Source organism: Polyangiaceae bacterium (assembly GCA_016715885.1).
GTDB lineage: Bacteria > Myxococcota_A > Polyangia > Polyangiales > Polyangiaceae > Polyangium.
This window is the reverse complement of record JADJXL010000006.1, coordinates 61,422-84,749: the sequence shown is the minus strand read 5'-3', so window position 1 is coordinate 84,749 and position 23,328 is coordinate 61,422. Positions and strand designations below refer to the sequence as shown.

The following is a 23,328-nucleotide window of genomic DNA, read 5'->3' as shown; positions in this document are numbered from 1 at the left end:
GGGAAACCATGCGTTCAAGCTTTGTTATTCTCGTAGTGATTGTTCTGCAAGTCGCGGCAGTGAGACGACGGGGGTGTTTGGCGATCTGAGTTCGTCGGGTTCATCGAGCACGTCGAGCGGGGCTGGGGCATCATCATCGAGCAGCTCGAGCGGCGATGCATCGAACTCGTCGAGCCTCCTCGAAAGGGGCCGGAGGCGAAGCATCCTGAGTAGCTCGGGCGGCGGTGGAGAGCCGGAGGATCTGGTGGTTCGTCATCGAGCAGTTTCAGCGCGAGTTCTCGTCCGGCTGTCCGGTTCAATGCCCCCGCGTATCAAGAATGCAAAGCCGGATGGCATGTCGTGCTAGCGGTGCATGAAAGTTAAAACGATGAATTGCACTAAAAAGCAAATTCTAAGACGTAAGGTGTCGATTGCGATGACGGATATTTCTTCCCTCCCAAGCCGAGTGTGACAACGTTAACACTCAACCCGAAATTTCATTCGGATGCTTTGGTGCTGCATTCCAAAATAGGCCTCGAGCTAATACGGTATTGTGGATTGGTCCTGTTTGGCCTGCTCTCCTGATTGTTCTCGCAGTTCCGACGGATTGGGCCATCCGGACGATCGACGACCACATTACTGGAGGAAATGGCCTGAAGCTCAGGTATAAACGCTGGGCGCTGGGCCTTGTAACGACCCGTTCTCGAAGTTAGCCCCGATGCCCGCGAAATTGCCATTGTTGGCTTTTCGCGGGCACGGGGCCATCGAAGTCTTGTTGGGCCTGGTTGCCGGGAGGCGAATGCACGCGTACCGGGCTTGCTCGCACTCGACAGCTATTACAGTGCATGGGGCGTCAAAGATTTGTTTAAACTGGGATTAAAGGGTGCCAAATTGCTCTTGCCAGAACGGTTTGCCGGCGATATTCACCACCAGCATCGCACCACCCGGCGCATCCGAGACTAATCCTTGAAAGAACAACAAACCGCTTGCGCAAGCGTTGTCGCTGGTCGAAACAAGGTTGCTCAGTGGCGTACTTGAACCAGCGCACGATGGGTCGAGGCATGGTTTTCTGGTTGGATTACGAAGCGATTTCGCCATGAGGACTACGTTATCAAATTAGGGCAGCCGTTTCTCTCTCGGATAGGCGCTCTACTTTCGACCGCGCTTTTCGTACGAAACGACCCCGGCCGCCTTTTTACCCCGACCTGTCTCGAACCAAGCGCCGCCCGAGCGCAGACCACGGCACCGACGCCGGCGGCGACGACCCGCGGCAGGCGGTCCCACCGGCGCTGCCCTGAGCCAGGCCTACTGATGCAGTCAACGAAAAGCAGCTTCTCTGTGGGCTGGGGTGAAGTGCTGGGGATACTCTCGCTCTAACTGGTGGAGCTTAGCATTGAAACGAGCCACCAATGTAAATGGAGGTTGCGATGATGCCTCAATTATTGCATCTATGACCACCCTCGCGCGTACCATTGCCTTTCGATACTGAAATGTATCAAAAGCAAAGCGGATATTGAAGCCAAAATTGCCGACCGGTCTTGAACCAGTAAAACTACCGTTGTTCAGACACGACATGATGATTGTCCCTGACATAGCCTGGATATGCCTCAAGACCTTTGGGGAAAATAAGGCCGTTTGGGAGCCGAATGTGCCCCACGACCGCCCGCCATTTTATCCGCAATCCTTTTCGCTTTATGTGGGCATAAGAACACAGGTACTTTCGGCAAAACGCTCGGTGGCGTAATTTTGGGCATGTGGCCCAAGTTCGAGGACTACATGCTTTATCCCAACAACCCTGAGATTTGGCCGATTCATGGTCTTCAAATGTCGTGGGGAACATCAAGCTCCAGCCGCAGTTGCGCCGGGAAATGAACCAGTGGCTGTACGGGTCATCGGTATGAAGGGCGGCGTTCCAAGCCCGGCAAGGTTACTACCTCGCTGCATTTTCATCGGACGAGTGCTACTACCTCGACGGGCAGGTTCCTGGGGATGTTCGTTCACGCGCAAACGCTGCGGGCTACCGTGGACGGATTTGAGCTCACCGCATAAGATGACTGCGGGATTCAACCCAAAATGCACCATTAGCCATCTGTTCGTTGTTCCAACGAGTTGCCGTCCCTTTATTGCCGCACTCCCGCGTCGGGCCGTGGACACGTCTCACCCACTTGATGTCAAGATCCTCAGGCGCACGAGGCCATTTCGGTTCTGTGCGCAAGCGTTCTCTCTGCAACACGCCCCTAAAACTTGTCGCGGCATGCCTTGCTGAATTCTGCTGTACATGTCTTCGACTCGTCGCCGAAAATCTGTCGCCGGGGTCCAAAGCGGCGTGCTCTCGCCATAGATTTGAAAGCGCACTTCACGTCGCTTGAAACCGCTCTGGGCGATGGAACGGAACTCGATGCGTCGGCGGAGGCGACGTAGCAGCGTCGACCGGAAACTCTGTGCTCTGCGTGGTTGTGGGACCGATAATCGTAGGCGCGAGTTCGGAGCTTCCTGAGGGCTGGCGGAGGTTGCGGCTGAGCACCACCTCGGCTGGTTTATGGCTGTCCTTAAATATAGCACCGGCAATCATCCCAAAGCAGAACGTAGGCGTTCCCCACTTGACCGCACGAAGCCATCTATGGGACGTCGTGGGTAAAAGATCTGAATCGCCACGGATACTGCCAACCAAAGCGCTGCAAGCACCAGAATCTTCACAATATCGACGCCGCCGAATGCGAAAAAACCAATGAGCACACCCGCAATCGCACATATCGCTACCAGACTGACGATCGCGATGGCGGCTTCCTTCGCGATTAACTGCCGACCCAATGGGCGGCGAGTCGGCGGGCGGGATCAGCTCTGCGCGGAGAAGTGAAACTGCAAACGAGGCCGCGGCGTGACATGCGTACGCGGTCCACCGCTCATCCCGCTTGAATCCAACTATGTCGCTAATGCCGCGGATCGCAAGGAACGGCGTCGGTGGTCTCGTGCCATACGCGGCACGATAGACGCCGGCCGATCCCATCTCGATCGCGACGAATTGTCGCGCGACCTTCAGCCATACCTGCACCTGTTCGGTATTCCTGACCAATCGATCACTCGATGCGATTGCAGCCGCTTTCACCTTGCCTGATCTGGGTCGGCGGGCTTGAAGTACTTTCTAAAGAATTCGTGACCTTCGCTTGCCACCAGGGTCACCATGTGAGTTCTCCTGTTCGAGCCCCCCCCGAGGTTGGGGCAGCATGATCGCTTCCTGCGTGTTCCACGGACCGAGTTCCGCCTCCAGACTCCACATTGGCGGCAAGCGCGGGACGCGTCGGCAGCCAACCGGCCCCTGCAACCGCATACTCGCGCGATCCGTCCTGAGGACTGCTCTCCACACTGAAGTCGATGATGTGTTCGATACCACCACGTCCCCGAGGGGTGAACCCGTGTCCTGGTGCTCCTCCCGCAATGCCGACTACCAAAAGCCATCGCGGCGCGAGGTCATCCAGCAGATCGCGCGCTGCCGTGAGCGCCTCGCCGTTCCCTTGCTCCGCACAGCGAAGAATTGCAACCGTGTAGCCATGGGGCGCAATGGGGTTGACGCAATGTAAATTATACTGACGGCGCGCATTGACGATGCCTATTTTTTTCGGGAATCGGCGACATACGGCATCGTTCTCATCCGCTCGGATCGTGATGATCCCAACATCGACTTTCCCTTTCCAATCTGACGCCTTCAGCCAGGATACAGGAGACATCGACGTATGCGCCGCCGCTTTGATGGAGAATCCGGTTGGCACGAAACTGCGGTATCAGTATTCCATGGCAGAACGGGACCGCCGTCTTCGAGTAGGTTCTCCCGCGTGGCCACACCAGCTCATGTACATCTGTCCACACACCTTATCTCACAAGATCGGCTCAACTAGTAGACTACTTTCACCTGAGCATGTACATCTTGTCCGCATCCAAGCTTCGCGCCTCGCACATCCCCGCCACCGATTTGGGGGTTGATGCCCAAATCACTCTGCCAGCCGGTTCAACGAACCTTCCGCGACCACGTCGCACGTACCCGTAATCGTGCCCGAGAGCGACAGGGAGAGGTCGAACTCCACCTCCAGGATGTTGTCGTTCAACGTCAGCTTTCCGTCCGTAACCGTGGTCGCGATGGTGGTGCCATCGGTCTGGGTCTTGCGCCGGACAACTATACTGACGCACGTTGGCAACATCGCCATCGACGCTGGCGTAATCGCAGTCGCTCCGCATGGAGCTTCCCAGGTGACGGTGTCGCCATCGTCTTTCAGCGTCAGGCTGACGGCCGTGGTCGAGGCGGGGACGGATGAGCCATCGGAACACGTTCCTGTTTGCGAAAGCTTCCTCCAATTTTCCGGCTCCAATCCGGTCCGCAGCCCGCCAGGCAAAATGCTTGAAATCAGTATCACGAGGCACTTCATTCGGCGCCAGTAGACAGGAGCCCGGGGCCCTCGTCAACACGGACGACCGTACGTTGAGCCAGTTGCGGGCCCATGTAAAGTGTTTGGTCGTGCTCTACCGTCGCAGCGAGGCTCGGGCGGCCGAGAGAAACGGCTCGGCTTTGCATGGCGGGAGCGGCGACACGGCAGTTTTGGCGGGCTCTGCCTGGATCGATCGAACGTCAATGCACAATTCAGACTCGACCCTTGAAGAGCCACTCAAACCCTTTGGCCACGAGCTTGATCAAGGCCAGCCCGGATGAATAACGGGCCAAATGCGGCGGATACCACATATAGGATCGGCGCCATCTTCTCGCTTGAGTCCCCAAAGAAAAGATATTTGAACGACGTGACGCCGAGACCGATCCAAATCCCTACTAGAAAGATCTCCATAACGCACCCCTTCTCACTATTCTGCCAAGATAGGGACCATGTCAAACCTCCGCAGGCTTGGTGTCAAGGAAGAAAGTAACGCCCTGTTACGGTGATCCGCGCATCCCGGTCAAGATTGTCGCTGATGCGTCGCTGGTCCCCGCCATCCCGGCCCGGTGCTGCCCAGCCAAAGGGGGGTCCTGCCCAATGCATCGCGTCAACCAACCATGCATAACCGGCCGAGACCCCAGCAGGAAACGAAGCAAACGGCAAACGCACAGGCCGACTTCGGTTGTGTACAGATGTACAATAGATGTCCAGCGGTTTGAATTTGTCCGAACCGTTTCGTGTACATATGATGCAAGGCACGGCTTTCTCCTATCAGCAATACGACAATATGCGTAGCCCGAGGTTACTCAAATTTCAATGCGGGCGGAATACACTGCTTAAAGGCTCGCCACTGCTGATAGCAAGATATGTCCATAGCGCATGACAAGTCGACACGCAGGCGGGGTTGGGTGCGATGCGGCACAAAAGGAAAATCTTAGATAACTGACTCCCATCTCTCTGGACTCGTGAAAAGTACGCGAGTAGGGGACCCGAGAGGTGTCGGCAAGGCTACGGCAGAATCTTTGAGGGCGACGTGTACAAGCAACTTTTCTCGAAAAAGCACGCCTGGATGCATCTTGATCCTGATCGATCAATCCGGTCCCATGGATGAAGGCTTCAACGGTGCGCAACCCAATGCCGCAGATCCCTTCAGTCGAAAGGACGGAGCATGCGCGATGGCCGTAAACCGGAGTGATTCGTGAAATCGCACTCGCAGCGCAGAAGGGTGACGTATTTTCGCCACGATGTGATCTCGGTGTGGTTGGATACGGACGACAAATTGATCTGCATTCCGTGGTACATTGGAGGGCAAGGGGCCTGTTTCGATCGCAGATGTTGCGGTATCACCACAACGAGTCGATACGGTAAAGCAAAAAGTCCCTGACGGTGCAGGTGGTCTGGTGGACATGGAAATGCCTTCCCAGTTTGGGTGGACCCCATAGCAGATGGTTCTACACCAATGGCAGACGCGTTCGAACTTGGCGCAGGTTGGGTACGTGAATGGGTTGCCTCTCATGAGAATAGCTTCCTCCAGTAATCATCAATATCACCGATGGAGCACCAGATGATGTTGGTCGGGCGGCGACAGCCGCCAAGCAATATCCAATCTAAAACGTCGGATGGCTCTGCTCTCCTTCTGAATGTACATTTCGCAACGGAAGGGTCACGCTTATTTTCTCTTCCAGATGCAGAGGGCGCTTTGCCCGACGAGTATGCGAAATTCTTATTTCGCATGTCGTCTGTCCTGCCAGCACCACTCCAGGCATCAGCCGCCGCGCAAGGTTTTAACGTCTCGCCGTCGTCACGAGGATTCATCTATAACGCGGACGCCGAAACACTCGTGCGATTGCTTGCGTTCGGTAGTAACCCCACGGGAAGATGATACATGCCCAGGGGAACGGGGGATCGCACTCAAACACCACGCAAGAGGGAGACCGTTCCTTGAGAGAAGCGTCTAGCTCATCGTCGCGAACGGCGCTCGTGGTTCGGCATCGGCTTCGCGCATTGGCAAGAAAGGCGAAGGCCACGAGCGACGATGCGGGGCCGGCAATGATACCGCTCGCGTTTACGCAGTAGCGGACGGAGCCTCCGTGTCGTTTCTCCCAGGCCCGTGGGCGCAGTTTCTTGTAGACGCGGCCTGTACGAGCGGATTACCAACGAAAAGAGAACTTACAAGATGGCTCGCTGGTCCAAGAGAACAGTGGCGCAAGCGCCAAGCGGAAGCTGCGGCAGGTGGAGCACGGTGGAATAATCAGGGGCGTCGCGGCGCTGCTACATTCTGTGGGATTGCGGTTGAGCACAAGAACGACCTCGTGGAATGGTCTGCAGTGACTATTGGGGACGCATGCGTTTTCCTGTTTGTGGGAACAATTTGTTGCGATCATTGCCGCTGCTGGAGTCGAGCGCCGGCTTCAATTCGACTCCCGCTGTTTGTTCAGCACCCCGTCCGATCCAGAGCCGGAAATCAATATTTGAAGGACAACGCCACGACGGAAGACGTCTCTATTTGGCGACCGATGATTGGCAAATGGTTGCTCCAGCGACATGAAGCTGGAACGCCAGTGTGGAATCGCATTAGCCAGATCGTATCAGAAGACGAGCTACTCCAGCTCGTAGGATCAGGAACGCGATGCGAATAGAATGGAGAACGATGATGTCACGCTGCTTGTCGTCAGAATGGAGAAGGAACCAGATACCGATGTAATTTGTACAGAGCGCAACGGAGCCCTCCTGATCTTTCACGCGCGAACAAGATCATCAGCAGAAGTCGATCGCAAAGACATCGGCTGCGCAATCACCGCCCGCATACCATACGACTCGAAAACCTCCTACAAGGAAAGAATCGACGCTGGACGAATCTACCAAACTCGCCGAACCATCGCCCGCGTACCATGCAGCTCGAAAACCCTCGTCCAGGAAAGTGTCGACACTGGACGAACCCATTGAACTGGCTGAGCCTAAACGCAATAAGTCTGACACCAAGGGGAGAGCTCCTAGCTACCCTAATATCATGTTTGTCTCGGCCGTGGTCTCAGCCGTGGTCTCAGTGCTTGTTTCTTTTGATCCAGACACGAGGTTCAGCACAAAATTCGGCTCCAGTAACACCAAGTTCGGGAAACGCGACAACCGCTCCCTCCTCGAGGCACGCCACCCACTGCAACAGTCTCCCGTCGCGATGCAAGCGTTTCCTCATCAATCCCAAGTGCAAGTGCCTCCACAGTGACCAATGTGACCATAGTTGGCTGGGTCGATTGCTCACAAAAAATACGGTGCAAATCCCAAAGATGCCCAACACCAGTTTGAGGCGCAAGAACCTGTCTATGATGACAAGGATGGCGACAGAATGCGGGGGGAAACTGCTCCAGAAGGCGGAGTATCGGGTGACGGAGCATCACATAAGATCAGCCGACAAGTTCAATCGTTGTCAAATACAAATCGATTCCAGCAATCTGACGCAATGACGCAATGACACAGGTCTTTCCGACGCGCGCAAAGTATCAGGACGCCGTGATGCACGGAGCCAAGGCTTTTCTCGTCCCTGAACTCAAGGCGGGTGTGGCGGAGCGCGGGCCTCCTCTCGGAATGCCAAAGACGTGGAATGGCGGATTTGCGTCCGTTTTTCGAGTGAATTCTGGGGGCAAAGATTATGCGGTTAAATGTTTCACAATGGATATCGGAGATGCCGCGACTCAATATGCCGAGGTGAGTGCGTACCTCCAGCAAAATAAGTTATCATATTTTGCGCATTTCGCATTTCATAAACAGGGTATTCGTGTAGAAGGGCGTGAGTATCCGATTGTGCAGCTCGAGTGGGTGCGTGGTGCTCCCTTGAAGACTTTCATCGAAAATAACCTTCGCGATCCACATCGACTCGTTGCCCTTGCTGAGGCGTGGCGCCGCATGCTGTCCGATCTGCGAGCAAACCACATTGCACACGGCGATCTCCAACACGAGAACGTTCTTGTTAATGATGACTCTGGAGGACCGACGTTGCGTTTGATTGATTATGATACCGTGGTTGTGCCAATCTCGTAGGGAAACCGGAGGCTAATGCTGGCCACCCAGCTTTCCAACATCCAATGCGAGCTGACGCGATTAAAACAAAGACCATGGACATCGACGCTTCTCCGGCGTGGCGATTTACACGACCATTCTTGCATTCGCCCGCGACCCAGGGCTTTGGGACTATCGCAATTGCGCAGGACGAGACGGCATTCTTTTGATCCGAAGGACTTCTGAACTTGGTAAAAAAGCGACGGCATTTTTCGATTATCTCAGCAAACTAGGCAAGATTTTAAGCAACTTTCCGATGCTCTTGTTGGCGCCTGTCGCGGAGCACCCAATAAAGCAAAGCCTCTCGACGAAATTATCGCGCCGGCGCAACCGGTGCAGACGTTTAACAAGAAACGACTGGTTTCTTCATAGACCGACATCAACTACTCCAACCCCACCACCAATCGCTGTGGGGCCAACCGCTACAGTTTCGAGTGCTTCCACTTCGGTTGCAACCTTCATGGGATCGTCAACGAGCGCGAAGGCACATGCGGCACCACTTCCACCTTGGCTTCAACAGCCGCAACCGTTACCGCCAGGGCCAGGTGCTGCCCAATCGGGTCAGCAACCGCTGCCGCCACGGCCAGGTGCTGCCCAATCGGGTCAGCAACCGGTACCGCCGTGGCTCACCCCCGCCGCCAACGCCGACCGCGACGTCAGCAACATCTAATACGCAGTCGCAGACGCTTACAAGCACTCCCCCAGGAGGAGCATTATCTCAACGCCGGAGCATTTTCTCGAGGGTTGCCGTCATTTTAGTAGTTATCGGGATTTCTGCCTTCCTATTGAAGGCTTGTAGCTCGTTGTTATCAAACAAATCAACAACTTCCCCCGAACAACGTCGCGCAAGGGGCGGAACATGCAGCCAAAATACCCAATGTGGTGACAAGCTAATTTGCGATGGGGCACGATGTGTGCCCGCTTCTTTGACTTTGTTAGAGGGCGAGGCGTGCGATGCATCTAATCAATGCATTGAAGGGTTAAGGTGTTCTAATAGGATCTGTTCATCACCAACCCCGGCATTTTCAAGCCCATCTTCGACACCCCATGTGGCGCCAACGGTTGACGACATGGCGCCATCGGCATCGTCGGTTGATGGCCCGACTTCATCGACTCCCGCTGAGGTGCCAACGCCACCGGCATTGGTTCCTGACGACTTGCTTGTAGCACCGGCATTGGTTCCTGACGACGCGCCAGCGCCACGTCCCTTAGAGCGGCCGAGAGCGCTACTGCGGGGTGGTGCAACGAAGATAGTGATTGTCGTGATGGTCTTCTTTGTGTGGAATTCGTATGTGCGAGGGCGCGAGCAACGGTACAGCACTGTGAGCGTGCCCTGAATCACAAGTGCATTGTTCGTCGCGGAGATGAGACGCCATTTTCGGAGACGGAATGCAGGCGTAAGTCAGGGATATCGTCGGCATTTTGGAATATAACAATGGCAACAAGTATCGAGAAGTTACCTGCCCCTGCTGTGGTAGCGAACGCGGGTTCATGCACAGGGATCTGCTTCGCATAGATGGAGGTTGAGCGCCAATGTGGGGAACAATCACGTGCCCGAAATGCAAGCATGACAGTCCAGGCACTGCGCGACAGTGCTCGTCCTGTGGCACGCCATTTGCGCTGGCTTCTGCGGCAGCGTCCGGGATATCAGCGCCTGCATCCGTTTCCACCACGCAATCGCCGACCCCAGCACCTGCCCCAGCAGCGAATCCTGCTTCGGCCGCGGGGACTGCGAAGCCTTCATGGATGACTACCAATACACCTCTACCAAGCCCACCAGCTCAGCCACCATTGACCCAGAACGTTGAGACTGAAACGCCACGCATTGTTTCGCAGGGAGCGGTCTTGCAACCTGCACCGTCTACACCGATCACGTCGCCTCTGAGCAAGCAAACAACTGGTGCGTCTGCACCGCAGTCGGCAGGGCAGCGATTGCTGCTGCCTTTGCTAGTCGCAGCATTGGTACTCACTGGACTGGCTGCATTTTATTTTGTGCGGCGAGACTCTAATGGTACCGCAGTTCCTCCCTCTAATTCTGATATCGCTCAGCCTCCTCCCATGAGCGGTCGCGGGCTCGAGACCCTAGCCCCAAGTGGGAGTTGATTGCACGGTGGAAATCAGCTGTTGTGCTCATTGAATCGTATGCATTCAAGGGAAACGACATCATTCACATTGAGGGCAAACTTCGCAAGGCACGGGCTTTTTCGTCTCCGCTGACGGGTTGATCGCGACGGCACATCACGTTATTCGGCAAGTTGATGACGGTTTGGATCACCGGATCGCGGTAAAATTACTGGACACGTCAAAGTTCGAGCAAGTGCTTTGTCTTGCCGAGGACAAAGAGAACGATCTCGCGGTAATAAAAATAGCAAAACAAGGTACCGAGTATTTGCGACTTTCATCCACTGACAGCATTCCACAAACAACACGAATTTTCGTAATTGGACATCCTGGCAAGGGAACCTATAGCGAATTCTGGTCTGTGACTCAAGGCAGCGTGACCAGTCGTGCAATTGGTCCAGATGAGAAGAGTATTACGGCGTCGATGCACGCATCGAGCCTGGTAACAGTGGCGGTCCAGTGTTGCTTACCGGAGGCGAGGTTATCGGAGTGGCAGACTGGAAGGTAACGGCAACGTCGATGAACTATGCAGTTCCTGTGCAGAAGCTTCGAACGCTGATCGAGCGATCGAAGGATGCAAAGAAGTCCTTGTGGAATTGGCGGAAAGATGACGTGGTAGAGGTGTGCGGCCAATGGCTTTGCGACGAGGTGCTGCCACTTGCGGACATCTGTCCACGCACAATCGCACCATGTCAGCCGTATTCTAGCCGCAACTTCGCCATTGCATGTACATCTGTCCGCATGCTAGGGTCGCGCGCATGTAGGGGAGGCCGTCCGAAAAACCAGAGTGGTCCTCCGACGTATGGTACAATGAGCTTCAGACTTCAGGAGCATTCCAATTGTATAAGAAGGCGTCACGCCATTCCTATAGGGAGTTGGATCCGACATCGGCACGAGATGTAGCGGAATGGATGCTTCAAGAGGAGGCAAAACAGGGCGTTATCCAGACGCAGCAGCAGTCCGTACCAAGTTTGGCGATAGGTTTCTGGATGGTGGTGACGGCGCAGAACTATCCATTCGAAGAACTGTATTGAAGGAGCTCCGCAAGCTCGAAACCGAGTCGCGGACTCGTGAGTCCGGAGCCCTCATCGGCGGCATGCCCCAAGCGCGTCGAGCTGCACTGAAGCGGGCGACACTCAACGTGGACATGTTGACAAGGGGTGGCGGAAGCAAACGGAAACGAACGAATCCGCAGCAATTTTGACAGTCTTTTGCGCTTTCTTGACGACGTCTTTCGCGCTCGTTTGGAGCATGGCCCAAAGTCTTATCCAGGAGATTGGGCCAACGACTTCCGGGTGGTCATGGCGGGACTTGAACGAACGGGTCATGTACTTGGCTACGCCAAGGCTTACATCGAGGCCGAACAATTGCGCTGGAAAAACGCATTCGACTCGCTGGCGCGCCGCGAGCGAGGTCCTCAACAGGCCAAGTTCCCCCCAAGGTGGGCAAAATCAAAACGGTAGGCAGCGCCACGCACGATGGTGCTTTCGCCATGAAGCGCCAAACGCATTGATGACGTGGGCGACGGCTTCGTGTACATCTGTCCACAACCCACCGCACCCAATCTTCTAAATTCTAGCACCGCCTTCCCTCTTGCATGTACATCTGTCCGCATGCTAGGGTCGCGCGCATGTTGACCATCGCGGTGATGAACTTCAAAGGCGGCGTAGGGAAGACCACGCTATCGATCTTGCTCGCAAACGAACTCGCGCAACGTGGGCATCGAGTGCTCCTCTCGGATTGTGATCCTCAGAACAGCGCCATGGCGTGGCAGAGTTGGTCGAAGTCGAACCTGATGGTCGAACGCGTCGAGAAGATTCGTCCGAAAAAAACGGAACGCTCCGACGTCGACATGAACGTCCTCGATTGTCCGCCCCGATATGGTGACCAATGCATCGCGGCCGCGATTGCCTCCGACGTGGCTTTGGTCCCCGTCATGCCCGGCCCGCTCGACTATGCCGCTACGGGGCTGCTCGTCGAGACCTTGCGCGAAGCAAATAAGCGCCGAACGTCGCCGCTGCCGGCTCTGCTCGTGGCGAATCGAACGATGCCCCGATCCGTCGTGAGCCGTTTGCTCGTCGAGACGCTCAACAAGCTGGCAACGCAAGTCGATGGCGCCCGCGTTTCGAAGACGGCGCTGCCGCAGCGCACAGCTTACGTCGAGGCGCTCATGGGGACATGGACGCCGCTTGCGAAAGAGGCGAGGACTCCCGTTCGTGCATTGTGCGATGAGGCTTTGGCTTTGGCGGGGCGTAAATGACATGGGCAAGAAAAAAGACCTCTCCTTCGATACATTTGTCCCGGTAAAACCGATCCAGACGACCGCGCACGTCGAGCGAGTCGCGGCAAATGTAAAGCGTTTGGTCGTGGATATTTCGCCAGCAATTCATCGGCAGCTCGTCGAGCGGTGCATTCCGTTCGACACGATGAAGGCGTATGTGCTCTTCATCGTCAACAAGCAGCAGCACCGCGCGAAGGTTTCATCGACGCCCATTCCGCCGATGCGCGGTCAAAAACGCGTCATCATCGAGCTCCCCGAGGCCGAAGCTGACGCCCTCACCGACAAAGCGAAAGAGAAGGGCTTTCCAAGCTTCCGCGAGTTCGTCCTGCGCTGCTTGGAAGCCGAAGGGCTCGAGATCGAGGCGAAGCGGTCGACATGAAACGCCGGCGCAAAAAGCTGCCGATGCCCTCTGATGAGGAGGCCATTGAATTCTTGGCGAAAACGCCAAGTTTCGTCATCCTATGCGAGACGTGCACTGCCGGTTACGCGATGAGAATCACGTTCGAGCAGTTCGAAAAGTGTATGGCGGATGCTCAGCAGGACGAACGAAAGGCTCTGGATGCGATTTTCGACATCGAGAATTTCGACGAGTTTTATGCAAAAAACCCGGAGACGCTGTCAGACATGGCGACATTTTGCGAACAGCACCAGGGTCACAAGCTGCAACTGAAGGTTGTGCCGCCGTTGTGGAGGCATTGAGAAATCCAAACGTCCAGAGCCCGACCCCACGTCCCACAGGGTCGGGCTCTTTTTTTCGACTGCGAACATGCAGCTCCCAGCAGGTAATTTTCATTCCACTGCTTGAGATTCGGCTTGAAGTAGCCTGATTGCCTCACGACCAAGCCACGGTGTCAGCCAGTGAAGGGCATGCCATGCCCATCGGCGGAACCTTGCAGGCCATTGTCTCCTCGCATCGAGCCGGTTGGGCGTCGCCGCGGAAGGACGAATCGTGAAGTGTTGCACCTGCATTTCCGTGGCGATGCGCAGGCGCAAAGGACGTGCGGCGGAAACAGGATGGTTGGGCCCACCCCCATCGCTCATAGCCAGAAGCAAGGCCATGAACATCATCATCACGAGCGCCAGCGTGAGCATCACGCCGTGCGAATAACCAAGCATGTATTCGGGACTCGAACGATACATCGAAACCTCCTTCACCCTGTCTTGGGCGCCATGCAGATCCTTCTGTGGAAGGTCGGCGACGCCGCCTTGCACACTCGGAGGGTAGTCGGCGGCCTCGAGCAGCGCTGCGCTTGCAAGCGATAAATCACCACCCGCACGGAACTGATCGCGTTCTTCCTCCGGAGCTCGGAATTCGCTTCCGACATGCGCGGATGATGCCACCAACTCGATGTTGTTACTGAGCGTGTACTCCTACGGGGCGGGGTTCGATCGCCCGAACACCGGTGTTTCTGCGGGAAAAATATTTTCATTTTGTACTCTTCGCCTGAGAGGGCTTCCGGTATCGATACCGCGATTCATCGAATCACAAGCGAAGGTTTTCGACGAGCCTACCAAGGTGACTGGGCGAACGTCTATCCGTTTCGTTTAACGAAACCGTCACCCTTCCACCTCGCATACGCAAACACCGTCTTCCGCGGCCCCGGTGGACAGAGGGCGGCATCCTCATCCGGCAGAGGCTTCCGTCCTGCGTTGGGGCGCAGCTCGAGCACGCCGCGTTCGTCGAGCTCCCGAAGGAGCGTGTGCACGCGCTCGAGCGGCACCAGATCTTCAACCGCACGCACGACTGAAGGCACGTAAATCAGCCCATTGCGCGCATCTTGCTTTGCTCGAAGCGCTTCGTAGACGTGCCGCATATCGTCGGTTTGCTTGTTTTGCGGCGTCTTGGCGATCCTCGAATCGAAGATTCGCGCGATTCGTTCACGCACACGATTGACGTTCGATTCGGTAATTGACAAACGAAGCCCGTCCGCTCCGTACCAATCCCACAATCCCGTTGCCAATTCGTTGTTCCGGATGGATTCGGCGTCGATGAAATCGATCCAAATAAAATTCGGTTCCGAGCAGCTCATGCTCCATGCAATATTCTTGTCATTGACCCTGAATCCATACGCGTTCCAAGATATTCGGTATTCGCGCCGTTTCGCTTCATCGAGCACAAACGAAAACAACGCGGCCGCCTCGGATGCACAGCGCGTGAGAATGGCTTCCAGGTTGGGTTTCCTTTGGTCGAGCCACGACCGAAGCAGTGCGGTTCGATCTGCGTGCCCCTGCTCGGCAACGAGCTCGTCGAGCCGACGTTCTTCGTCTTCCGTGAACCGGATGGCGTTCGGATCCGGCGCCCTTTGCGCGAGCCACGAGCGAAGCAACGCCGACCGGTCTTTGTGGCCGAACTGCACGACGAGCTCATCAAGGCGACTCTCCTCCTCTTCGGTGAGACGAAAGCCGATGATCCGTGTCGAAGGTGCCTCAGCCCTGGAAGGACGTGCCATCCCGTTTTCGTTTAACGAAACTCGGACGCGCATGCAAGTCGTTTTGTTAAACGAAATCCGCTCCCACGCTCGACCTCTGGGCGCCGGCCTCGGCGACAAACTTGGAGTTGGCAAATTCAGGCCGCTACGAGCGCATTAACGGCCTAGCGTACGATTTTTTCCGTTTTCTCAGCGAGCCCCACTGTCACTTTTCACTGATTCAGGAGCTTCGAAAGTCGGATCTCGGCCGCATGATCGCCGTCGGTTCCGTCGTATGGGTATCGAGCTACGAGTGCAGGCGAGACTTCCTCTTCGTCAATGCAGTCGAATGTACGATCATCGTAATGCGACAAGAAGGCTCTGCCTGCAAACTCATCGACCCGAATCAACGGGGGCATTGGCCATTCATCGTCATTCCAGTTTTCGACCTGGCCTAGCTGGGGCCAGTCACCATTTCTTAGCGAAGGATCTCCGAACTTGGTAATGTACACGGCCTGACGCGGGTCGAGTCCGCGTGTCGTTGCGTCCTCTGGCGAATTCAACTTGGGTCCGAAGAAATATCCGAACACGAGCCCTTTGCCGTCAAATCTCGCAACGACTCCCCTTGCAAAACCCCCGCCGCGCAACGGAACCAGAAAAACCGTACCCTTCGAGTAATTGACTTTGGATCGACGTTTCATTTGCTCTTTATAGCCTATCGCCCGCCCGAAGGTATTTTTCTCGCCGTGGGTTCTTGGGACTTATGGGCTGTTTTCGATTCAAATCTGCCTCTGGATGTTGTTCCCAAATGCGCTGTTCTCGCCCCGCTGTGCGGCATAGTGCGAGCAGACAACCGCAGGGATTTCTTTGCTCATGGTTTCATGCGTTATGGGACAAGGATATCGTCTATCTCTACTCGCATCTGTTCTGTCGTTGGATCGTCGATTAACGTTGCCTGCAATTGCAGATCGGATTCACCCTCCTCAATGGTGTAAAAATTAAATCGGATCGAGTATTCCTGTGGAACGGATGCACGTATTGGGATAACGTCGACATTTTGGAATGCTTCTGGGGGCGGAACTACAAGAGTCCTTCCATATTCGGTAATGCCCTCTTCGATTTCGGATGCTTTGAGTCGTACGCCATTGCTCAATTTTTCGAGGGCTACGTAGTCCTTGCGGACAAACAGATTCATAATATCACGCATTGTGCCCTCAATTTTCGCGCTCATCGTCATCTCCTATCGCCTGGAATTGTTGTGGGTGTAGACGGTTCCACGCCAATACTCCTGAAGTAACCATCCGCCTCTTGGATGGCCTGCCGCGCCTCCCCTGGGGACATCCCAGCTTTACGCAGCGCCTTGTAGCCGATCCTTCGCTCTGCGGCGTAGGTTCCACCCCCGGCCTGACGCTGCACGGGCCTCGTCAGATTGTGTGGAGTGCCACGAACACGTGCAGGACCATCGAGCCGAACTCCTGGCGCCAGATTCGTATTGTAGCCGGGCAGATTTTTCACCGCGGCATCCTGGATCACGTGGTGAGCATCTCTGAGCCCGGCCGCACGCAGCTCACCCACTGGAGTTGTTACCCTTGGCGGCCCTCTCGTCGTTTTTGGCCCTTTTTTCAAACCAGGCGCCTTCTTCGCGATGACGATACTGAGTATCGCAACCCCTACGCCGACTGCCTGCTGACCGACCGTGTACCAGTCGCCATTGTCCACGGCAAGCGAGATGTTTGCCACGGGCATCAGGGGGTTGATGACGTTGAAGGCGTCAATGACGTCGCCCTGCTGGTAGGCGGTGATCATGTGATCGACCGTGTCGACCGTGTTTCGCGACCACGATGGCGTCAGTGGAATGAGCGACCAAAAATCATCAACGAAATCGCCCAAACCCGCACCCACCCCGTCGAGAAAACTGCCCTTTTTCGGCTCGGGTAGCGTCGGTTCGTACGGCAAACCCTCGCCACCATTTCCCGTCGTGCTCACGTCGATGGGAGGCACGTAGGCGCCCACTTCGGCAGCATCCTTTGGCGATTCGCCTAGCTTTTTGATTTCAACGCCATAGGTGAACGAATCTTTCTCTGGGCCAATGTGCACAGGTGGCAAAAGATGGGTTTCCCATTTGCCCGGCGGCTCCGCTTCCTGCGGCGAAAAACCCGTAGGATCGATGAATGCAAGCGGATTCCCATTGACGTACGAGTATCTGTTGAGCGTCTGCCCGTTCCAAATGTCCGCAATGACCGGATCCGTCGTCGTGAATCGCCCGAGACGCGGATCCATGATCCGCCCTTTCATGTTCACGAGGCCTAAATCCTCGTCTTCCTCGTGTCCCGTGAAGCCGCGCGTCGTGCGGCTCGTGAAGGCTCCCGAAGGCTTGCCCCATTCTGGATTTCGCCGTTGCCCGTAGGCATCGTGGCTTCGCCGCTCCGCAATCGTGCCGTCTTCTTTCGTAACGACGTCGATGGAGCCCAAGTGGTCCACATGGAAAAACCGCGTTCCTGGCTCTGCTCCGCCGCGCGTTACCACGGCGATCGCCCGTTCCGGTGAATGCACGTAATAGCGACGTTCGACGACGCCGGCAGAACTCGTCACTTGCTCGAACATGTCGCCGAAGTAGAGCGTTTCCGCGGTCGGCGTCGTTTTGCGTATGCGCCTTTGGTCTCCGTCGTACCCGAAAGAAGTCGTTTTCCCGCCTTTGGTAATCGTTTTCGGCAAATCGAAGGGCGTGTACGTCACGAAAATGCCGCCCGGACGCGTGATTTGGTTTCCAACGTCATCATAGCCGTACTTGGGGCCATTTGGGCTGTTTTCGTTCGCCACGGCATGCGGATGCTTCGCGTCCTTATACAACAACGTGCCCACGTCCGATTTGAACGTTAAATTGCCATTCAATGCGTAGTCGTACGACGCCACGCACGGCTCGAGCGAGCTCTCGACCGCGCCAAAGTACGCGCACGTTACGCGATCGAGTGCGTCGTACCGAAACCGCTCCGTCTTGTTTTGCGGCTGAAGGGCATCCGTGCGGCTCTTCAAGTTGAGCCGTGCATCCCAAGCATACGCAAGCTTTTGGATGTTCGTTGGGCCGTGAGTCGTCGAGATACCCTTGAGGGTTTGTTTGTCGGTATCATACGTTCGCGTTGTCTCGACGTCATTGCCGAATCGTTCTTTTTGGATTCGACCGGCATCGTCGACTTCCTCGAGCGTCCAGAAGGCTTCCTGCGTGTTTTTCTCGCGTACGCCAACAACGAATCCATGTTCGTCGTGCTCGTACATTACGCCGAACGGTTCCTCCCCGAGCGGCTGCGGGTACGCCATGGACTTCACGCGACCGACGTCGTCGTACGTTTGACGCGCGGCAAATGAGCCTCCATCGACGGTCTGCACCATTCCTTCGAGCTGACCCTTTGCCGTGTACGAAAACGATTGAATGGCATCTGGACTCGTCACCGTCTCCAATCGCCCAATGCCATGCGCCGCGGTGTCCCATTTCCACGTCGTCGTCGATACTTGCGCCCCAAGCTTGTCCGTGCGCGTTTCGACGCGGCCGAGCTCGTCAACGTCGAACTTCACGACGCGGCCGAGCCCATCCGTCGAGGTGACCAGCTCGCCGAACCCATCGTGCTCGAGCACGGTCGTCCCGCGGTCGGGATCCTCTATCTTCCGCGGCCGTCCGAGCGCATCGAGCGTCCACGTCGTCGTCGCACCGCCTGGATCCGTGGCCGTGCGCAGCGTGTTGAACGGGCCGTAGGTGTAGCTGGTGACGCCCTGCTTGGCGTCGGTGATCGTGACGGGTCGCCCGAGCTCGTCGAGCTCCGTGAGGGTGTGCCGGGGTGGCGTAATCGTCAGATCCGCCGAGTCGATGACAAACCCGTCATACGTCGTCGTGGTCGTCGCATTCCACGGCGTCGTGTGCCGAATTTCGCGCCCGATGGAGTCGAATTCGAAGACGTCGAACCGCAGTTGATCGTCCGGCGTTCCTTCTGCGGCCAATATCGAGCGTTTTGCCGTTTTGCCGCTCAGCCGATCGTACCCAAAAACCTGCATGCGCCGCGGTGTGTTCCCCTTTTGGCTCGCGGGTGTCGGGCCATGGGAAAACGTGCGAATGGGTCGGCCAAGGCTATCGAACACAAGCTCGTCATCGGCGCCGCCCGTGGTGGTGATTCGTTGCGACAACCGCCATGCTCCGGCCGCTTTCTCGCGCGTAAGAGTCGTCGTCGTTTGCGACCCATCGGGGCGCATTTCGAGTGTCTCACGACCAAGGCTGTCGTATTGCCATTCCGTGACCAGCTTGTTCGGGTCGGTTTCTTTTCTCAATACGCCGAATCGCCGGTCATAGTCGAGCGCAGTTTCGTGCTCGAGCGCGTTGATCACCTTGACGGGAAACACGCCTTCCTCGTCGAAAACCGTCGTCGTGCCGCGCACGTGGCCGAATTCATCTTTCGCAGTCAAGTGCTCGACGTTGCCGTACTCGTCGCGTTTGTCGTACTCGACGGTGAGCTTCGTGCCGGGTATGCTTTTATCGCTCGTCGACTCCGATTCGACTTCGCCAAACTCGTTCGTGGTGTACGTATACAAGCGGCACCGTTCATCGACGCCCGCTTTGCTGCACTCCGTCTGCTCTTGCACTTGCCCGAGAATCCATCGCGCGGTGTCATTCTTGACGATGCGAGTTATCTCGTAGCTCAGGTCAACGCCAACCGTGGATACCTTCACGCCAAGCACGTTGCCGAATGCGTCGAAGTCCGCGACATCGACGGTCGTGTCCCGCAGCATCGTCGCATTTTCGTTCGCCGCGACGCCGGCGACCCACGTTTCGAGCGACGTGCCCGCGGAAAATGTCCCCTGCAAGCGGCGCGAGCGGCGCTTCGTGCCGAGCGTGAAATACGTCTGCGCGTTGTTCGTCGGCACGACGTCGACATCCATATCGGCAAATGCAAGCTCGACGCGGTTTTGCTTGGATTCATGCGGCAACGCTGGAGCCCAGCGCCATTGTCGATGCACTTGATTTGCAAACGGGTAGACCTCGCGGCCACCGACTTTGACGGCCGTCACGTTATCGTAAAACGTCGCGGTTCCTGCGTTCGTGTCGAGGTCCGTGACGATTCGAGCGCCAAACCCAAGGAAACCATGACCACGGCGATCATATCGGCCGTCACGATACTTCACGCCGAATCGACGCACGCCACCCTGACCGTCGTTCACTTCGTAGCCGCGCACGAGACGATGCGAACCTACCGCGCATCGCCGCGGGTATTCGCACGGATTGCTCGTGTCGGACCTCGACAAATACAAATACGATTCTTTTTTCGCGCCATTCGTGATGGATTCGTCCGTCAGATGGCCGTACGAAAAGGACACGTTCGGAATGAAGCTCGGATCCTCGGGATCATGGTCGTTCAGGCCATCGGAGAACGAAACGAGCACGTCAGGATCGGACGCCTTGTTCTGAAAAACCTGGAGCTCGTTCCCGATGAACAGCACGACGTCCGCCGCGCCGTCACCGTTGACGTCACCGACACGAGGCCCGCGAGGGTCGGCCAGCGTGACCGCTTCGCCAAGCTGCGCTTCGAACGGGATTCCTGCATCGATTCGCTCGAAGGTATTGGTTCCGCTCGTCGCGCGAAGGATGTACCATTTCGGCAGTTCTGGGGGCTCGCTCATGGCCATCAGGAGGTCGGTGCGGCCGTCGCCATCCCAATCGAGCGGCGTCGCGAGGTGAAAGTATGTGTCTTGCGGAAAAAGCCCGTCCCATTTCAAGCTGTCGACGGGTTTTTCTGCAAAACGGCTGTCCATATTCATCCACGTGCGCAAACGACCGTCCGATACTCCGGATGCAATCGCATCGGGCAAACCATCCGCGTTGACGTCGGCGAAAATGACGCGTCCGGGGCGTGGAGGAATGCGCAATTTCGTGTCCCACGCTTTCCACGTGCCGTCCGCGTTCCGCTCGAGCGCGCTGTACGTCGTCGTCTGTGTCGCTGGAGTGCCTCCGATGCGGATCATCCCCGGCAAAACGAGGTCGATCTTGCCGTTCCGATTCACGTCGACCGTGCGCAGCTCGACGCCACAACTGAACCCCGCGAGCGGCTCGATGGACGCTCCGTTTGCCTCGAATCCACCCGGCCGCCAAAGATGGAGCGTCCACGCGGACTGGCTTGGGTCCACTTCGGGCGAACTGCCGTGATCTTCGCAGGAAATGAGGTCCCCGACGCCGTCGCCATCGACGTCTGCGAGATGCACGGATCCACCCGACCCACGTAGCTGTTTTGGTGCACGTCCGAGAGGAAATGGGCGCTGGATTTGCGTGTCGACCTCTTCGAATGTGCCGTCTGCTTTCGATAGCAGCACGATATGGTTGTTTCGGTTCCCATAAACGTCGTAAAGCAATACATCCATTCGCCCGTCTTGGTTGTAGTCGACAGCGACCCCGAGCTCCGGCTGGAGCAGTGCGGGATCCGATGGACCTTGCGCATCTTGCACGAAGGACCATTCCTGCGAAAAGGCCACTTTCGGCGCGGCGAACTGATTGCCTTGATTTCGCGCGATGCGCCATTCCGTGATGGGATTCGTCGGCGTCGAGAGTGCCGTCGTATCCGGCGTGAGCAGGTCATCGAGCCCGTCGCCATTGACGTCCGCGAGCATGTAGCTCGCAAGTCGCGACATGGGCGCCGCTATCGTCGTCGCGACGTGCTCGAATCCCGTACGTACATTTGCGTATTGGAAGCGTATTTCTGGTGTGCATGCGCCATCTGCGCCGCATTCTTGCGCCGAAACGAGCCTCGTGTGGCCCGTGGTTTCGCTTTGCTCGTAGGTGAATTCGTACCGACGCACGAGCTCGTCATCGACGCGCGTTTGTACTTCCTCGAGGCGCAAACTGCTTTGGAACGCCATGCCAGCCGAGTAAATCGTCCGCACGTCGTCGGGGTCTTTCGTGCCGTACACGAACGAAACGGCGCGCGTCCCTTCCTCCCCGTCGAATCCCGCAAATCGCACTTCATCGAGTGCATATTCCGCTGTAAAACCGTCACCTTCGGCGAAGCAATACCCGTAGCTCATGGAGTTGCCGCGAGCGTCGCGCGTTTCCGTCGCGAGCCATGCGCGCGGCACGCCTCCACGCGCGAGCGGCCGACTTCCCGCGGTTTTGCCGTATTCGACGACCCATCCCGAGGGCAGAAACGCTTCGAAGTACGATTCGTTGCTCGTCGCAAAGTGCTCGACGACCTTCACCTGTGCGTCATCAGGGAATGTACGGTATTCTATCGAGTCCCCGTCTTGCGCGACAATGACGAGACGCTTGCCGTCGAGGCACCGGGCGTCACCGGACGAGTAGTCCACTTCACGGACTTCGCCGTCGATCGCCATCGTCCTAGGGCATCGAGTGATCGCCGAAGCTCCGCTGATGGAGAACCCCCGGCCCAGCACACCATCGCCGCCGTCACTGCGGTAAGAAACCGCGATGGATGGCTCCACACCCGCCCGGCCTGGTGGCACGACGAGCGGCATACTCACCGCGCTCTCGCCCGTGTTGGTGACCCCGTAGGTTACGGGAATCGTTCCGGGCACAAGGGCGCTCTTCGATTCGAGCCGCGGGAAGACGGGGAGCTTCTCGTGCTGGGAGCGACACGGATGCGCTTCGGTGCTTCGAACTTGACCCTCCGGTTCGCACGCGCATCCGGCAGGGGCAAACACGCCAAAGAGCAGGAACCACAGCGGGACTAACGCCTGCCAAATCCCCCGATTCGCGCTGAGCATGGGAACCTCCCAGCGTCGAGGATACGGGAAAAGGGGTCGTGTGTGTTGGCGCGCAACAGGTTGCCGTCACCTGCGCCGATTCGTGAAGCAGGTAACCGGATTTGAAAAATCGACCGACGTTTGAAAAAAGTTTCGGTTTTTGTCGCCCCGACTGCCCTTAGCAAATGTGGTGGGGAAGTTGCGTCTCTGGCATGGCCCGACGATGTGCTGCTTCCGCGCCAACGTAGAGTGCGGTGCGAGGCTATTGCCCGCAGCCCGAAAAGTCGGACGCACTTTTGGGAGAGCTCGAAGGGGAGATCCGCACGCTCTACTTGTC

Annotated in this window: 14 protein-coding genes; 6 read left to right on the top strand and 8 right to left on the bottom strand. The window is 56.8% G+C overall.

Features of this window, described 5'->3' with window-relative positions:
* Window positions 1-855 precede the first annotated feature (855 nt).
* The 3 genes from IPM54_10580 to IPM54_10570 form a co-directional block, all read right to left on the bottom strand.
* Window positions 856-1,077: a hypothetical protein gene (locus IPM54_10580; GenBank protein MBK9260269.1), complete on the bottom strand. Its 222-nt coding sequence runs from the start codon at window positions 1,075-1,077 to the stop codon at window positions 856-858.
* 2,078 nt (window positions 1,078-3,155) lie between these two features.
* A complete protein-coding gene (locus IPM54_10575) occupies window positions 3,156-3,704 on the bottom strand; it encodes a hypothetical protein (GenBank protein MBK9260268.1) in 549 nt (182 codons plus the stop codon).
* Between the two features lie 261 nt (window positions 3,705-3,965).
* Window positions 3,966-4,385, bottom strand: a complete 420-nt coding sequence (locus tag IPM54_10570) for a hypothetical protein (protein ID MBK9260267.1) — start codon at window positions 4,383-4,385, stop codon at window positions 3,966-3,968.
* 3,477 nt (window positions 4,386-7,862) lie between these two features.
* Between IPM54_10570 and IPM54_10565 the strand changes: the two genes are divergently transcribed.
* From IPM54_10565 to IPM54_10540, 6 genes are all read left to right on the top strand, one after another.
* A complete protein-coding gene (locus IPM54_10565) occupies window positions 7,863-8,432 on the top strand; it encodes a hypothetical protein (GenBank protein MBK9260266.1) in 570 nt (189 codons plus the stop codon).
* Between the two features lie 2,239 nt (window positions 8,433-10,671).
* The gene (locus tag IPM54_10560; protein ID MBK9260265.1) at window positions 10,672-11,079 is read left to right on the top strand and encodes a trypsin-like peptidase domain-containing protein; all 408 of its coding nucleotides are present in this window, start codon (window positions 10,672-10,674) and stop codon (window positions 11,077-11,079) included.
* Window positions 11,080-11,478: 399 nt separating this feature from the next.
* On the top strand, window positions 11,479-11,775 hold the full coding sequence (locus IPM54_10555; GenBank protein MBK9260264.1) for a hypothetical protein: 297 nt from the start codon (window positions 11,479-11,481) through the stop codon (window positions 11,773-11,775).
* Window positions 11,776-12,201: 426 nt separating this feature from the next.
* The gene (locus IPM54_10550; GenBank protein MBK9260263.1) at window positions 12,202-12,831 is read left to right on the top strand and encodes a ParA family protein; all 630 of its coding nucleotides are present in this window, start codon (window positions 12,202-12,204) and stop codon (window positions 12,829-12,831) included.
* Window position 12,832: 1 nt separating this feature from the next.
* Window positions 12,833-13,231, top strand: a complete 399-nt coding sequence (locus tag IPM54_10545; GenBank protein MBK9260262.1) for a hypothetical protein — start codon at window positions 12,833-12,835, stop codon at window positions 13,229-13,231.
* Window positions 13,228-13,551 carry a hypothetical protein gene (locus IPM54_10540; protein ID MBK9260261.1) on the top strand — a complete coding sequence of 108 codons (324 nt, stop codon included), beginning with the start codon at window positions 13,228-13,230 and terminating at the stop codon, window positions 13,549-13,551. Before IPM54_10545 ends, IPM54_10540 begins: the two co-directional genes overlap by 4 nt.
* Before the next feature lie 90 nt (window positions 13,552-13,641).
* Here the strand turns inward: IPM54_10540 and IPM54_10535 are convergent, their stop codons facing one another.
* The 5 genes from IPM54_10535 to IPM54_10515 form a co-directional block, all read right to left on the bottom strand.
* Window positions 13,642-14,193: a hypothetical protein gene (locus IPM54_10535; protein MBK9260260.1), complete on the bottom strand. Its 552-nt coding sequence runs from the start codon at window positions 14,191-14,193 to the stop codon at window positions 13,642-13,644.
* A gap of 191 nt (window positions 14,194-14,384) precedes the next feature.
* The gene (locus IPM54_10530) at window positions 14,385-15,302 is read right to left on the bottom strand and encodes a hypothetical protein (protein MBK9260259.1); all 918 of its coding nucleotides are present in this window, start codon (window positions 15,300-15,302) and stop codon (window positions 14,385-14,387) included.
* Between the two features lie 191 nt (window positions 15,303-15,493).
* On the bottom strand, window positions 15,494-15,961 hold the full coding sequence (locus IPM54_10525) for a hypothetical protein (GenBank protein ID MBK9260258.1): 468 nt from the start codon (window positions 15,959-15,961) through the stop codon (window positions 15,494-15,496).
* A gap of 185 nt (window positions 15,962-16,146) precedes the next feature.
* Window positions 16,147-16,491, bottom strand: coding sequence for a hypothetical protein (locus IPM54_10520; protein ID MBK9260257.1), 345 nt, complete (start codon window positions 16,489-16,491; stop codon window positions 16,147-16,149).
* A gap of 2 nt (window positions 16,492-16,493) precedes the next feature.
* On the bottom strand, window positions 16,494-23,012 hold the full coding sequence (locus IPM54_10515; GenBank protein MBK9260256.1) for a VCBS repeat-containing protein: 6,519 nt from the start codon (window positions 23,010-23,012) through the stop codon (window positions 16,494-16,496).
* Window positions 23,013-23,328 lie beyond the last annotated feature (316 nt).

What these genes read in the sequence shown, in the direction of transcription:
- IPM54_10565 (MBK9260266.1), top strand. Translation starts at nt 7,863, where the DNA reads ATGACACAGGTCTTTCCGACGCGCGCAAAGTATCAGGACGCCGTGATG.
- IPM54_10580 (MBK9260269.1), bottom strand. Translation starts at nt 1,077, where the DNA reads ATGGCGAAATCGCTTCGTAATCCAACCAGAAAACCATGCCTCGACCCA.
- IPM54_10555 (MBK9260264.1), top strand. Translation starts at nt 11,479, where the DNA reads ATGGATGCTTCAAGAGGAGGCAAAACAGGGCGTTATCCAGACGCAGCA.
- IPM54_10550 (MBK9260263.1), top strand. Translation starts at nt 12,202, where the DNA reads ATGTTGACCATCGCGGTGATGAACTTCAAAGGCGGCGTAGGGAAGACC.
- IPM54_10575 (MBK9260268.1), bottom strand. Translation starts at nt 3,704, where the DNA reads ATGTCTCCTGTATCCTGGCTGAAGGCGTCAGATTGGAAAGGGAAAGTC.
- IPM54_10545 (MBK9260262.1), top strand. Translation starts at nt 12,833, where the DNA reads ATGGGCAAGAAAAAAGACCTCTCCTTCGATACATTTGTCCCGGTAAAA.
- IPM54_10540 (MBK9260261.1), top strand. Translation starts at nt 13,228, where the DNA reads ATGAAACGCCGGCGCAAAAAGCTGCCGATGCCCTCTGATGAGGAGGCC.
- IPM54_10525 (MBK9260258.1), bottom strand. Translation starts at nt 15,961, where the DNA reads ATGAAACGTCGATCCAAAGTCAATTACTCGAAGGGTACGGTTTTTCTG.
- IPM54_10515 (MBK9260256.1), bottom strand. Translation starts at nt 23,012, where the DNA reads ATGCTCAGCGCGAATCGGGGGATTTGGCAGGCGTTAGTCCCGCTGTGG.
- IPM54_10520 (MBK9260257.1), bottom strand. Translation starts at nt 16,491, where the DNA reads ATGAGCGCGAAAATTGAGGGCACAATGCGTGATATTATGAATCTGTTT.
- IPM54_10530 (MBK9260259.1), bottom strand. Translation starts at nt 15,302, where the DNA reads ATGGCACGTCCTTCCAGGGCTGAGGCACCTTCGACACGGATCATCGGC.